Genomic DNA, 13,717 nt, shown 5'->3' on the forward strand with positions numbered 1-13,717 from the left:
AGACAAGCACATGTTCAAGAAGAAAAATCTGCCAGCACTGGCGCTGCAAACGCTGGTGGCAGCAGCAGCGCTGGCGGCCAGCGCCAGCTTTGCCCAGGCCCCCGCCTACCCCGCCAAGCCGGTGCGGCTCATCGTAGGCTTTGCAGCCGGCGGCCCCACCGATGTGGTGGCACGCGCCTTTGCGGATTACGCCGGCCGAACCCTGGGCCAGCCTTTTGTCGTCGACAACAAGCCCGGCGCCAACACCATCCTGGCCGCGCAAGCGGTGGCCAGTGCACCGGCCGATGGCTATACCCTGCTGTTTGCCGCCACCAACCACACGATGATTCCGGGCCTCTACAGCGGCCGGGTCAAGTTTGATGCGCTCAAGTCCTTCCAGCCGCTGTGCACGGTCGCAACCAGCCCCACGGTGCTGGTGGTGCAGCCAGGCCTGCCGGTCAAGAGCCTGGCCGATTACATGGCCCGCGCCCGCAAGGAACCCGGCCGCACCACGGCCGGCACCGCTGGCATGGGCAGCTCCGGCCACTTTGCGACCGAAATGTTTGCGCGCGCCAATGGCCTGCAGCTGAACCATGTGCCCTACAAGGGCGCGGCCCCGGTGGTGACCGATCTGATGGGCGGCCAGCTCGACAGCTCGTTTGCCACCCTGGGCTCGGTGCTGCCGCAGATCAAGAGCGGCAAGCTGACCGCGCTGGCTGTTGCCTCGCCCAAGCGCTCGTCGCTGCTGCCCGATGTGCCCACCTTTGCCGAGGCCGGTGGCGGCAAGTACTCGGCCGATGCCTGGTATGGCGTGATGGCGCCCGCTGGCCTGCCCGCCGCGATTGCGCAGCAGCTGGAAAAAGCCGCCCGCGATTTTGCCAACAGCGCCGCCACGGTGGACAAGCTGCACAGCCTGGGCCTCGATGCCGACTCGACCTGCGGCCAGGCCTTTGGCAGCCAGGTCGCGCGCGAGGTGACGACCTATACCCAGATTGCGCGCGACCTGGACCTCAAAGCCGATTGATTCTGGCAACGCATCTGCTATCTATTGACACGAACCATTAGGAGACACCATGCCCCGCTTTATCCAATCCCTGATCGCCGCCTGCGCACTGGCCGCCAGCATCGCGCATGCCGCCTTCCCCGAGCGCCCCATCACCATCGTCGTGCCCTACGCCCCCGGCGGCGCGGCCGATGCCGTGGCCCGCGTGCTGGCCACGCGCATGGGCAGCAAGCTGGGCACCAGCGTGATCGTGGAGAACAAGGCCGGCGCCAGCGGCACCATTGGCGCGAGCTTTGTGGCCAAGGCCAAGGCCGATGGCTACACCATGCTCTACGACGCGACGCCCTACTCGATCAACCCGCACCTGTTTGCCAAGATGCCCTATGCAGCCAACGCGCTGCAGCCCCTGTCGCTGGTGCTGCTGGCGCCCAATGCACTGGTGGTCAAGGCAGAGTCGCCGCTGAAGAATGTGAACGACCTGATCGCCAAGGCCAAGGCCGAACCGGGCAAGATCAACTTTGCATCGGGCGGCAGCGGCACGGTGCAGCGCCTGGCGGCCGAGCTGTTCCGCCAGAAGCTGGGCCTGGACATGGTGCATGTGCCCTACAAGAGCGGTGGCCCGGCGATTGCCGATGTGATGGGCGGGCAGGTGGACTTCATGTTCGCCACCGTGGCTGCCTCCTACCCGCTGGTGAGCGGTGGCAAGCTGCGTGCGCTGGCCGTCTCGTCGCCCCAGCGCTCGGCACGCCTGCCGGAGGTGCCCACGGTGGCCGAGACCGTCATCCCCGGCTACGAAGCCTACGAGTGGAATGGCGTGCTGCTGCCCGCCGGTACGCCAGACGCTATCTCCCAGCAACTGCACCAGGCGATTGCCGAGGTGCTCAAGGAGCCTGAAGTGCAGCAGCGCCTGTCGGACCTGGGCGCGCAGCCCGTGGGCTCGACACCGGCGGAGTTCAGCGCCTTTTTGAAAAAGGAAGATGCCAAATGGGGCGAGGTGGTGAAAAAAGGCAATATCAAACTCGACTGAGCTCCATCCCACTGGCCGCCGCAGCTGCAGCGGCCAGCCCCGCCTTCATGAAACGCCAGCACCGCGATGACCTTGCCTGATCTCTCCACCCCTGTCCCGCATTCGGTCGGCCTGAACCGCCCTGCGCGCAGCCTGCCTGCGCTGGCCTGCGACAGCCATATGCACATCTTCGACACGCGCTTTGCGCCGTCGGCACACTGGCCGCGCACGCCACCCCATGCGCCGGTGGCGGCCTACCGGCAGCTGCAGCAGCGCCTGGGCACAACGCGCACGGTGGTGGTTACGCCATCGACCTATGGCACCGACAATGCCTGCACCTTGGATGCACTTGACCAACTGGGTGACCGCGCACGCGGCGTTGCCGTGGTGGATGCGGATGTGAGCGATGCCAAGCTGACGCGCCTCGCGGCGCGGCGCGTGTGCGGGCTGCGGGTGAACTTTGTCTCGCCCCAGTCCTGGGGTACGACCACGCCCGAGATGCTGCAGACCCTGGCGCAAAAGCTGGCGCGCCACCCGGACTGCGCTGGCTGGCATATCCAGGTGTTTGCCGAGCCCGCGCAGATCATCGCACTCCAGCCGGTGCTGCAGCAGCTGCCGGTCCCTTTGGTGATCGACCACCTGGGACGCATTGACCCGGCCGAAGGCGCATCGGCCGAGGCCTATGGCGTGCTGCGCCGTCTGCTCGATGGCGGCCGTTGCTGGGTCAAGCTCTCGGGCGCCTATATGCGCTCCCAGGTGCATGGCCCCAGCTATGCCGATACCGTGCCGCTGGGCCGCGCCCTCGTGCAGGCCGCGCCTGAGCGCCTGGTGTGGGGCTCTGACTGGCCGCACACCACCGAGCGGCCAGGCAGCGTCAACGATACCGACCTGGTCCATCTGCTGCAGGCCTGGTCGGTGAGCGATGCGGTGATGGACCGCATTCTGGTGGACAACCCCGCTAAGCTCTACGGATTCACACCTCTCTGAACCCTGGCAAGATCCTGCACACACCCACCCGTTTTTTGCCAAAAAGGCCGCCCCATGTTTTTGCTGCAATCCCCTGAAGTCCGCACCCTGGACACCTTCAGCGCCATGCCCGAGTCCTTTCGCCGCCGTGAGCGCAGCGCCTGGGCTGATGCCAACCGGGGCGGGACGATAACAGACTCGTTTCTAGAAGGCCCGGTGTTTGACGAGGCCGGCAACCTCTATGTCAGCGATATCCCCTGGGGCCGCATTTTTCGCATCGATGCCCAAGGCCAGTGGAGCCAGGTGGCAGAGTACGACGGCGAGCCCAATGGCCTGAAGTTTCTGGCCCCCGGCAAGCTCTTGATCACCGACTACAAGAACGGCCTGATGCAGCTGGATGTGGCCAGTGGCGTAGTGACGCCTTATCTGGAGCGCCGCAATAGCGAGAGCTTCAAGGGCGTGAACGACCTGATTTTTGATGCGGACGGCAACCTGTACTTTACGGACCAGGGCCAGAGCGGCCTGCATGACCCAAGTGGGCGCCTCTACCGCCTGCGGCCTAATGGCCAGCTCGATCTACTGCTGAACAATGTGCCCAGCCCCAATGGCGTGGCGCTGTCACCCGATGGCCGCGTGCTGTACCTGGCGGTGACGCGGGGCAACTGCGTCTGGCGCGTGCCCTTGCTGCCCGATGGCAGCGTTGCCAAGGTGAGCCAGTTCTTCACCTCGTATGGGCCCAGCGGCCCCGATGGCCTGGCCGTTGATGCCCAGGGCCATGTGCTGGTGGCCAACCCGGGCCTGGGCTATGTCTGGGTGCTGAACCACCTGGCCGAGCCGGTGCAGGTGCTATGCGGCATCAAGGGCAGCTCCACCACCAACCTGGCCTTTGGGGGTGCAGAGCGCAAACAGCTGTTTGTCACCGATTCGACCTATGGCCGCATCTTGACGGCGAACATGGTCACGCCGGGCATGCCAATTCACCAAGGCAAGACAAGCTAACGCAGCGTAAACGCAAAGCGCAGCGTGTCATTGGCCGCCTGCGCCGGCACGCTGGCATGCACCTCATTGGGGTAGCGCTGCAGCCGCACGCGCAGGCCCCAGCCGGAGAGCGCTTGCAGCCGCTCGGCCAGCATGCGGGCCGATTCCGGATCGCCATCGGCGTCGCGGTCGCCCACGACCACCATCAGGCGGCTGGTGGCGCCGACTTTGCCGGCCTGCACCTTGTCGCGGAACACGCGCTCCTCCTCCAGAATATGCTGGCCGTTCCACTCCATCGACGGGCTGGCCGCCACAATCGCCTCAAAAGCCTGCGGGCGCTCGTACAGCGCATAAAGCGCAAACAGCCCGCCAAAGGAATGGCCGAACAGCGACTGCCGCTCCAGGTTGATGGGGTAGCGCTGGGCGATCTCGCCGCGCAGCTTGCCGGTCAGAAAATCCAGAAACGGCGCGCGCGCACCGCTCTTGTACTTGGCAAAAGGACGCACCTCGGGCGACAGCGGCTCACGCAGCTGCGCCGTGTAGTCGGCCATGCGGCGCACATCCCAGGCCTTGTCGCCCGGGTAGCCGACGCCCACGATGATGGCCTTGCCAACTGGCAGGTAGTCCTGCACCCAGCGCGCCTGCGCGAAGGAGCCAAAGTAGGCATTGCCATCGAGCACATAGAGCACCGGGTAGCCACCCTTGGGGGGCTCACCCTTGTCGGGCGCCGAAACAAAGATGCGGTAGATCTCGCCGTTGTCCGATGCCATGTCCCAGACCTGGGTGGCGGGCATCACATAGGGGCTGGCGGGGGTGGCTGCGGTGCTGGGCACGCCCGTAGCAGCTGCACCGGCTGCAGCGCCCTGCGGGGCGGTCTGGGCCCCCGCCTGCGGCGCCGTGGCCAGCAAGCCGGCCAGCAGCGCAGCGCAGGCGCATTGGTAGAGGCTGGGCATGTGCATGGGGAGCTTAGAAATCATGGCGCAGGTTAGCACTGAACTTGCGCGGCTCGCCAAACGGCGCGTACTCGCGGCCATACAGGTGGCGGTAGCTGCGGTCGGTCAGGTTGCTGACGACCAGGTTCAGCTGGGTCTTGGGGGTAATACGGTACTTGGCGTTCAGGCCCACCAGCACCAGCGCGCCCTGCTCGATGGTCCAGGCATTGGCGCCCGAGCCGCCGTTTTTATAGGCCTTGCTGGTAGCAGCCACATTGCCACCCAGCGACCACTGCGTGCCCGGCAGCTGGTAGTTGGCGGCCAGGCGCATGCTGTGGCGCGGCTGCTCGGTGCGGAAGCGCTGGTCCTTTTGCGGGCCGGCCACATACTCGGCACTGGTATAGGTGTAGCCCGCAGCCAGGTTCAGCTCGCGGCTGACCTGGCCGTTTACGCCCAGGTCAAAGCCCTGGCTGACGACCTTGCCCGCTGCGGTATAGCAGGCGCCGCCGCAGGCATTGCTGGGGTTGTTGGGCACGGAGGAATCGAGCACCGCCAGGTTGGACTGCGCCAGGCGGAACACGGCGGCCGAGACATTGAGGCGCTTGTTCAGCAGCTCGCCCTTGATACCCACTTCGTAGTTGGCGCCCACGACCGGGTCCAGCACATTGCCATCCTGGCTGCGGTTGGTCTGGGGATTGAAGATGTCCGAGTAGCTGGCATAGGCCGAGTACTGGGCGTTGATGTCATACACCAGCCCGGCATAGGGCGTGACCACGCCCTTCTCCTTGGGCGCCACGACACCGGTCAAGCTGTTCTTGCGCTCGTAGTTGCTGATGCGGGTGCCGGTGATCAGCTTGAGCGCGTCGGTCAGGCTCCAGCGCGCGACGCCATAGACGCCCATATTGCTGGTCTTGGTCTTGCTGGTCGATGCGCGCAGGCCATCGGGGATGGGGCCCAGGCCTTCGGGATCAAAGGTGTAGACATTGATCGGCGTGGTGGACGAGTAACCGGTGCCGGCATTCTCATCGCGGTAGCTGGTGCCGTTGACGCCCAGGGTCAGCTCATGGCGGCGGCCCAGAAAATCAAAGGGCCCCGTGGCATAGACATCGACCACATTGGCATGCATGACCGAGGTGTAGTTGCGCTGGCGGCTGCCGATGAAGAGGCCATCGCCGGCCACCGGGTTCAGGTTGCCCGAGAGGCTGCTGAAGTTCTCGATATCGTTGTTGGTCTTTTGCCAGGAGTAGTTGGCCTTCAGGCTCCAGGCGCCGGCCAGCTGCTGGGCCAGGCCCACGGTGTAGATGTTGTAGTCGCGCACCGAACGGTGGTCGGCATCGCCCCAGAAGGACGAGCGGGGCAGCCCGGCATCGCTGCCATCGGCCGCCAGCGGCACGCCAAAGTGGCCCCGGCTCGTGTCCTTTTGCAGCTGCACGCTGGCGCTCAAGGTGGTCGTGGGCCCCAGGTCAGCCTCGACAATGCCGTAGCCCGCATAGCGGTCACGGTAGACATAGTCGGTAAACGACTCGCTGTTATCAGACACGGCCACCAGGCGGCCCCGGATGACGCCCGAGTCGATCAGCGGGCCGGACACATCGCCGACCAGGCGCCGCTCTTTCCAGGAACCCAGCTGGACTTCGCCCTGCGCCTGGAAAGTGTCGGTCGGGCGCTTGAGCACCATATTGACCGTGCCGCCCGGGCTGCCAGCACCGGCCATCAGGCCAGCCGCGCCTTGCAGCACCTCGACCCGGTCGACAAAGGCGCTGTCGAACTTGGGCGAGCGGTTGCCGCTGTCGATGCCCGAAGGCGTGGCCATGCCATCGACCTGGGCCTGCATGCTAAAGCCCCGGCTGTAGTAGTTGGCGCCAATGCTGCCACCATCGACCGCAAACACGCCGCTCACTGCGCGCAGCGCATCATCGACCGAGGTCATGCCGGCGTCGTCCATCTGCTGGCGGGTGATGACCGTCAGGGTCTGCGGCGTTTCGCGCTGGCTCAGGTTCAGCTTGGAGCTGGTGCTCGAATGCGCCGCCGCATAGCTGCCACTGCCCTCGGTGGTGCCGCTGCGCTGGGCCGCGGCCGTCACGGTGACCGTGTTCAACGTCATGTCCGATGCCCCAGCCGCGCTGCCCGCTGCCGCAGGGTTGGCCGCCGGCAGCTTGCGCAGCACATAGGTCGCGCCCCCTTGCTTGACCACTTCAAAACCGCTGCCGCCCAGCAACTGGGCAAAGCCCTCCGCCTCGCCATAGCTGCCTTGCAGGCCGCCGCTGCGCAGCCCCGCCAAGGTGGACTGCTCAAACACCAGCTGCACCCCCGCCGTGGCCGCGTACTGCGCCAGCACATCGGACAGCGGGCCCGCTGCAATCGCATAGCTTTTGGCGCCGGCAGCCGGCTCTGCCGCCAGGGCCCAAGGTGCCGCCAGCGCCAGGCCTGCGGCACTGCCGCCAACCAAGGTGGCACGGATCGCGCCATGCAGCAAAGCCAGCGCAAAGCGTTCGCGGTGCCGGCTGCGGCGATGGGAAGAGAGAGTCATGGTTCGTCGTCCTGGTGATCTGGAAAGAAAAGAGCGGCACTGCATAGCGCCATTGCCCTGTACACCGAACGAGATCCAAAAAGTGATCACCTGAAGCGAAAAATAGTGGGAAAAATTTTCGCGGTGGCAAAAAGCGGCTGCAGCGGGCTGCAAAACAAGCAGCGGTGGCTGCAGAACAAGCAGCGGCGGCCGCAAGACAAGCAGCGGTGGCTGCAGAACCTGCGGCTGTGGTGGCCAGCCATGCACACCTCAGCAACGCCCCTGTCGCTCTGGTGATGCCCCCAATACGCCCGTCAGCAAAGCGTAAGACCATGCAGATACATTTTGTAATATAAAGCAGCAAACGGTCTGTGCGTGGCGCTTCCAGCAGCACTGCGCCGCCGTCAGCCAGCCGCACAGAGACAGGCATCCATCAGCAAACCAGGACAGGGGGAGACCATGGCAAGACGCAAGAAAAGCAGCGGGTTCGAAGACATGCTGGATCTGCTGGCGCTGCTCCCCTGGTGGATTTGCGTGGCACTGGCGGGAGCGAGCTATGTCTTCCTGCACCGTTGGGCCGTGGTGCCCCCAACGGCAGAGCTGGCAGGCCGCCCCGCCGACATGATGGCAGCTGTCGTCCAGAAGGGGCTCATCTTTGGGCTGGCCTCCATCGGCCAATACCTGCTGCCCTTGATGTGCTTGATAGCCGCCGCTATGTCGGCCTGCCGCAGAAAGCAGCGCAAGGCCCTGGTCAGCACGGTGGCGCAGGCGCAAGATGTGGCCGCGCTGGGCGACATCAGCTGGCGCGAGTTTGAGCTGCTGGTGGGCGAGGCCTACCGGCTGCAGGGCTTCCGCATCATCGAGCTGGGCGGCAACGGGCCCGATGGCGGTGTGGACCTGGTGCTGCTCAAGGGCAGCGAGAAATTCCTCGTTCAGTGCAAGCAGTGGAAGGCCCAGCGCGTGGGCGTTGCCACCGTGCGCGAGCTCTATGGCGTGATGGCCGCCAGAGGCGCGACGGGCGGCTTTGTGGTGACCTCCGGCCGGTTCAGCAACGATGCCCAGGAATTTGCACGGGGTCGCAATATCACCCTGGTCGATGGCCACCAGCTGTTTGCGATGGTGCAGCGCGCGCGGCAATCGCTGGTGAATGGTCCCAAGGCTACGCAAGCCAGCGGCAGCCCGGTTGCTGCGCCAACGCGCACCACGGTTGCGACGGCCTCGGCTACCGCCCCTGTCGCAGCAAGTCCTGCCCCGGCCCAACCCGCCTGCCCGCGCTGCAGCGCCGCGATGGAGCTGCGCACTGCACGCCAGGGGGCAAATGCGGGCAAGTCCTTCTGGGGCTGCTCGACCTTCCCGGGTTGCCGTGGCACGCTTGCAGCTGCGTGACGGAAGCTTGAAGGTCTGTCCATGCGCTTGTTGTCCACCTCTCGCCATGCAAGCCGTTGCCAATCCACGCGGTCGCTGCTGTTGCTGGCCCTCGTCTGCTGCGCCGCGCCTGCCTTTGCGCAAAAGCCGGTCTACCGCTGCGAGACCGCCGGGCGCGTGAGCTACTCGGATGCGCCCTGTGTAGGGGCCCAGGAAATCGACGCCACGCCTACCCAGGGCATGGACAAGATGACGGGCAAGAGCCGCAAAGGCCAGGACGTGCAGCGTGCCGAACACAATGCTGCCTTTGCAGAAGCCATCCAGCCCCTGACAGGGATGAACGCCGATGAGTACCGGGTGCACCAGCGCCGCTTCAAGCTCAGCGCCGCCGACAAGCTGGAATGCGCACGGCTGGACAACCGCCTGCCAGCGCTCAAGCAAGCGGTGCAAGCAGCAGCGGCCAGCGACCTGGCCCAGGCCGAGGTCGATCTGTACAAGGCGCGCAAGCGCTTCAATGATTTGAACTGCTAGCCGCTAACTTGTCTTTTTAAACGGCAAAGCAGAGGCCAGCGCTTGCCAAATGCCAGCGCAGGCTTGTGTCAATCCAGGGGGACATTCCCCAAGCCCATTCCATGGCCGTGGCGATCCCTGACCTGGAGTTGTCCACCAAAGCGATTGTTGGGCTCGCTACTCAAATAGCCGGTCATCAGCCCCCCATCGCGAGTCCACAGGCACCTCAGCGACGGAAACTCGGCGTCGATACGGTTGCACACGACCTGTCCGTCTTCGCTGGTCAGGTAGTCACCCTCCAAAGTCGTCAGTGTCACGAGCTTGAATACCGGGAGGCTTTGACCGTAGAAGCCGATCCACCACTGGCCCAGCAGGCCTTGCAAGCTGGCAGCATCCGGCTCCAGCGACATACGCACAATGCGCTTGGGCGCCTCACCGGAAATGGAGGCAATACCCACCAAACGGTTGTCATCGTAGCCTTGTCGTACCGCATTCTCAGAAAAACGAATCGACAGCTCACCCGCTGAATCCACCAGGTGTCCACTCGCTGCAGGTCCGCCTAGAGCGCGGCCACCAGCGTATCGGTTGAGTGGAATACTGGCATTGATGCCTTGGTACAGACCGCTCCCCATATGGAAGGTCGGTGCACCATCTGGCCGGTAATTGAATACCTGGGCCAGCACCATGCCGTTTTGCACATCGATGGCAAAACCCCGCCCCGGTTTACCAAGCAGTTCCTCCTCCACCACCCAGGTTCCGCTGCTGGGGCTGGTAATGGGGTTGCAGTTGCGCGGATAGCCAACATATGCGTCGATAAAGGAGCCACAGCCAGTGATGGACACCTCTCCGCCACCAGCCACCGTGATGCCCTGAAGCGGCAGCTGCTGAATGGCACCATTGCTCAAAATATCAACCGTGCCGTAGACATCGATGCCCGCAATATGCAGCCGCAGCGACTGTATATTTGCCTGCTCCGTGGGGATTCCACCATCCATGGGTTTGCAGGTATATACATCCCGACCGTCCAGCCGCTCGCAATCCATTCGCTGCCGCAAATCACCGGGTATGTCGCGCAAGGTCATCAGCATTCCACGACCCGGGGTGGCAGAAGCACTCAGGGACATATTCGCAAAAAACGCCATCTGGCGATCGGCATCTACCGCCGAAACAATGAATTTGCGGGACCGTCTCTTGACCCAATAGCGGTCTTCAAATTCAGCACTTTGCATATGAAAGCGCTGTATGGCGACCTCCTCCTCGTCGGGAAACTGCACCGTGCCTTGCAGGCCATTGGCAAAGCTGACAGTGACATTGCCGGGCGATCCATCCTCCACGGCATCCCTTGCGGCACTGCCAAAACTGCGCCCACCGCTGTACCGGTTCAGCGGCGCAGTGATGGTATTGCCATCCATCTGGCCAGTGGCCATGTAGAAAGTGGCATCACCATTTTTTTCATAGCCAAATACCTGCATGAAAAAGGTATTGCCCTGCACATCAATGGCAAGGCCGCGCCCTGGTTTGCCATCGAGCTCTTCGCTAATGATCCAGGTGCCTGCTTGCGGCGTGAAATCTCGCGCAGCCCAGCTGGAGACATGTGAAAAAGCAAGGCTTGCTGCAAGCACGGCCGTGCGTAAGGCTTGGATACGGATGGGAAGGCGCACTCTCTCTCCTATTTGATTATCAAATCAGTATAGATGAGCAGTTTATAAATTCCCCAAAGAAAGTGACAGCCCTCGCAACGGCACCGGCTATATATCACCCCGAATCAACGCCCCATTTTTAGGCCTAGCCTGCATTAATCCCGCTAGTAAGCTTGCTGAATACCTACGCACCACCACCTATGCAGCGCTGTGAAACATCCTCTGCATAACCCTGGTTCAGTGGAATGGACGCGGATCCTGAAGACCGCCCGCCTGCGCTCCGAACTGCTAGCCGCCGGGGCTTACTTGCTGAGCGACCGGCAAAACTGGGCAATGGCCTCGCCCGCCTGCCGCAAGGCCGCATCATCGAGCGCATAGGCCACACGGATATAGGGCCCCATGCCAAAAGCACTGCCATGCACGGTCGCCACGCCGGCCTCATCCAGCAGCGCGTTGACAACATCTTCATCGCTGCGCAGCAGCGTGCCCGCCCGGGTGGTTTTGCCAATCAGTTCCTCGCAGGATGCAAAGGCATAGAAGGCGCCCTGTGGGACATCGCACTGCAGGCCCGGCGCCTGGTTCAGCATCTCCACCACCAAGTCCCTGCGCCTTTGGAACACCGCCCGCGCGCTGACCACAAAGTCCTGCGGCCCCGTCAATGCGGCCAACGCGGCATGCTGGGAAATGCTGCAAGCGCCAGAGGTCTGCTGGCCTTGCAGCTTTTCCATGGCCTCGATCAGCCAGGCCGGGCCTGTGCAAAAGCCGATGCGCCAACCCGTCATCGCATAGGCCTTGGATACACCGTTCATCGTCAGCACCCGATCGCGCAAACGGGGCTCCACCTGGGCGATGGTGTGAAAGGCGATGCCGTCAAACACCAGGTGCTCGTAGATATCGTCGGCCAGCACCAGCACTTGCGGGTGGTCCAGCAGCACCTCTGCCAAAGCCTGCAGTTCAGCACGGCTGTAGACCGCACCGGTGGGGTTGGAGGGCGAGTTCAGGATCAGGCAGCGGGTGCGACTGGTGATGGCGGCCGCGAGCGCATCGGGGCTGAGCTTGAAACCTGTCTGCGCCGTGCATGGCACGGCTACCGCTTTGCCGCCACAGAGCTGCACGATCTCGGGGTAGCTGACCCAGTAGGGTGCGGGCACGATGACCTCGTCGCCCTCGTTCAAGCTGGCAGCCAGCGCATTGAAGATCACCTGCTTGCCACCGCTGCATACCAAGGTGTTGCGCCGCCAGTCCACGGCCAGCCCGTTTTCTTGCTTGAACTTGGCAGCCACCGCTTCGCGCAGATCGCGCAGGCCAGCCACCTGCGTGTAGCGGGTGTGGCCGGCGCGGATGGCGGCGATGCCGGCCTCGCAAACATGGGCCGGCGTGTCGAAGTCGGGTTCACCGGCACACAGGGATATGACCTGCGCACCGGCGGCCCGGCGCGTTGCCACGCGGTCCATGACCCGGTAGGTGGCCGATGGTTTTACCTGGGCCAGGAAGCGATTCAAACCATGGGCAGGCGCATTCATTGCTGCGTCCTCCAGCTGGTGAGGCCCATCAGCTCCAAGGTCGATTGGCCGCTTTGCAACGCCTGCATCATCCGGGCTTCCTTGTCGGCACGCAGCTGCCCCTGGGCCAGGCTGCGCTCGGCCTGTGCAGCCGGTATCACCAGCACACCATCGTCATCGGCCACGACCAGGTCGCCAGCGGCCACCGGCGTGCCGGTAAAGCTGATGGGCTGCCCCACCGACGGCGCACTGGCCTTGATGGTGCCGCGCATCGAGATGCCGCGCGAAAACACCGCAAAGCGCCGTGCGGTAAGGGCCGCAATATCGCGCACGCCCCCATCAATGACCAGGCCGGCAATACCGGCGGCCTCTGCGGCCACGGTCAATACCTCCCCCCAATATCCAGCGACAAAGCCACCGGTGGAGATCACCAGGATGCTGCCACGCGGCGCCCGCTCCATCGCAATATGGATGGACAGGTTGTCGCCGGGTGAGCATTCCAGCGGATACGCAGGCCCGGCGACTGATGCGCCCGCCCATACCGGACGGATGGCCGCATCGACGGCACTGGTGGCCAGGCCAGAGGCCTCGAACAAGGTGGAGGTTCCCAGCTTGCAGGCCTGGGCAAGCTGCTCGGCTCCGTAAAACGTTGTCATGCTCAGTCCTTGGTTTGCAGTTGGTGGTAGCCCAGCGCAGCACGCGCCTCGCCCAAGGAGGTACCTTGTGCGATCTGCTCGCGGATGCGCGATTCGCTCTCCTCGATCTTGCGGGCCGTTGCTGCCACATCGCGGGCGCGGTGGCGCGGCACAATGACCACGCCATTGGCATCGGCCACCACGATGTCGCGCGATGCGACTCGCACCGTACCGACGGCCACCGTGGTGTTCAGCGACTCGACCTGGACCCGGTCCTTGCCGGTGCGCATAAAGCGGCCCACGCTGAAAATCGGGTAGTTATCGCCCAGCGCCTTGCCCACATCGCGGCACACGCCATCGATCACCGTTGCCGCAATACCGCGCAGGCCGGCGTACTGGGTCATGATGTCGCCCCAGACCGTGCAGTCGCTGCGGCCATCGTTGTCGATCACCACCACATCGCCTGGAGCGACGTCATCGATGAAATCACCCACCGTGCCGGGCGGGTTGCTGGCCGGCACGTATTTGACGGTAAAGGCCGGACCGACCACCGTTTTGCTGTAGTTCGCCAGGGGCATGATGCCCAGGGCCTGGCCGTGCAGGCCCAGCTTGTCCATGGCATCGGACACGCCGGGCGTATCCAGTCCTTCAAACAGGGCAACCAGTGCCTGGTCTTCCTGGCTCATTTTTTG

At 64.1% G+C, this 13,717-nt stretch carries 12 protein-coding genes; 6 read left to right on the forward strand and 6 right to left on the reverse strand.

Going from position 1 to position 13,717, the window contains the following annotated elements:
- Positions 1-10: 10 nt before the first annotated feature.
- The 4 genes from WH367_RS15740 to WH367_RS15755 all read left to right on the forward strand — a co-directional run bounded on the left by WH367_RS15740 (position 11) and on the right by WH367_RS15755 (position 3,953).
- Positions 11-1,003: a tripartite tricarboxylate transporter substrate binding protein gene (locus WH367_RS15740; protein ID WP_339536810.1), complete on the forward strand. Its 993-nt coding sequence runs from the start codon at positions 11-13 to the stop codon at positions 1,001-1,003.
- 49 nt (positions 1,004-1,052) lie between these two features.
- On the forward strand, positions 1,053-2,009 hold the full coding sequence (locus tag WH367_RS15745) for a tripartite tricarboxylate transporter substrate binding protein (RefSeq protein WP_339536811.1): 957 nt from the start codon (positions 1,053-1,055) through the stop codon (positions 2,007-2,009).
- A gap of 66 nt (positions 2,010-2,075) precedes the next feature.
- Entirely contained in the window at positions 2,076-2,975 is a 900-nt protein-coding gene (locus WH367_RS15750; RefSeq protein WP_339536812.1) for an amidohydrolase family protein, read from the forward strand.
- 54 nt (positions 2,976-3,029) lie between these two features.
- The gene (locus tag WH367_RS15755; RefSeq protein WP_339536813.1) at positions 3,030-3,953 is read left to right on the forward strand and encodes an SMP-30/gluconolactonase/LRE family protein; all 924 of its coding nucleotides are present in this window, start codon (positions 3,030-3,032) and stop codon (positions 3,951-3,953) included.
- Here WH367_RS15755 and WH367_RS15760 read toward each other — a convergent pair.
- Complete coding sequence (locus WH367_RS15760) at positions 3,950-4,909, reverse strand: alpha/beta hydrolase (protein WP_339536814.1); 960 nt, start codon at positions 4,907-4,909, stop codon at positions 3,950-3,952. The genes WH367_RS15755 and WH367_RS15760 overlap by 4 nt on opposite strands.
- Positions 4,899-7,394, reverse strand: coding sequence for a TonB-dependent siderophore receptor (locus WH367_RS15765; protein WP_339536815.1), 2,496 nt, complete (start codon positions 7,392-7,394; stop codon positions 4,899-4,901). The genes WH367_RS15760 and WH367_RS15765 overlap by 11 nt, the downstream gene beginning before the upstream one ends.
- Positions 7,395-7,832: 438 nt before the next feature.
- Here WH367_RS15765 and WH367_RS15770 point away from each other — a divergent pair, with 438 nt between their 5' ends.
- Complete coding sequence (locus tag WH367_RS15770) at positions 7,833-8,759, forward strand: restriction endonuclease (RefSeq protein WP_339536816.1); 927 nt, start codon at positions 7,833-7,835, stop codon at positions 8,757-8,759.
- Between the two features lie 21 nt (positions 8,760-8,780).
- Positions 8,781-9,269 carry a DUF4124 domain-containing protein gene (locus WH367_RS15775; protein WP_339536817.1) on the forward strand — a complete coding sequence of 163 codons (489 nt, stop codon included), beginning with the start codon at positions 8,781-8,783 and terminating at the stop codon, positions 9,267-9,269.
- A 68-nt stretch (positions 9,270-9,337) separates the two neighbouring features.
- Here the strand turns inward: WH367_RS15775 and WH367_RS15780 are convergent, their stop codons facing one another.
- The 4 genes from WH367_RS15780 to WH367_RS15795 form a co-directional block, all read right to left on the reverse strand.
- The gene (locus tag WH367_RS15780; protein WP_339536818.1) at positions 9,338-10,909 is read right to left on the reverse strand and encodes a hypothetical protein; all 1,572 of its coding nucleotides are present in this window, start codon (positions 10,907-10,909) and stop codon (positions 9,338-9,340) included.
- 281 nt (positions 10,910-11,190) lie between these two features.
- The gene (locus WH367_RS15785) at positions 11,191-12,411 is read right to left on the reverse strand and encodes a pyridoxal phosphate-dependent aminotransferase (RefSeq protein WP_339536819.1); all 1,221 of its coding nucleotides are present in this window, start codon (positions 12,409-12,411) and stop codon (positions 11,191-11,193) included.
- Positions 12,408-13,046, reverse strand: a complete 639-nt coding sequence (locus tag WH367_RS15790; RefSeq protein ID WP_339536820.1) for an RraA family protein — start codon at positions 13,044-13,046, stop codon at positions 12,408-12,410. Before WH367_RS15790 ends, WH367_RS15785 begins: the two co-directional genes overlap by 4 nt.
- 2 nt (positions 13,047-13,048) lie before the next feature.
- On the reverse strand, positions 13,049-13,711 hold the full coding sequence (locus WH367_RS15795; RefSeq protein ID WP_027010782.1) for an RraA family protein: 663 nt from the start codon (positions 13,709-13,711) through the stop codon (positions 13,049-13,051).
- Between the last annotated feature and the right edge of the window lie 6 nt (positions 13,712-13,717).

Origin of the sequence: Comamonas sp. MYb21 (assembly GCF_037479395.1) — a bacterium.
GTDB lineage: Bacteria > Pseudomonadota > Gammaproteobacteria > Burkholderiales > Burkholderiaceae_C > Comamonas.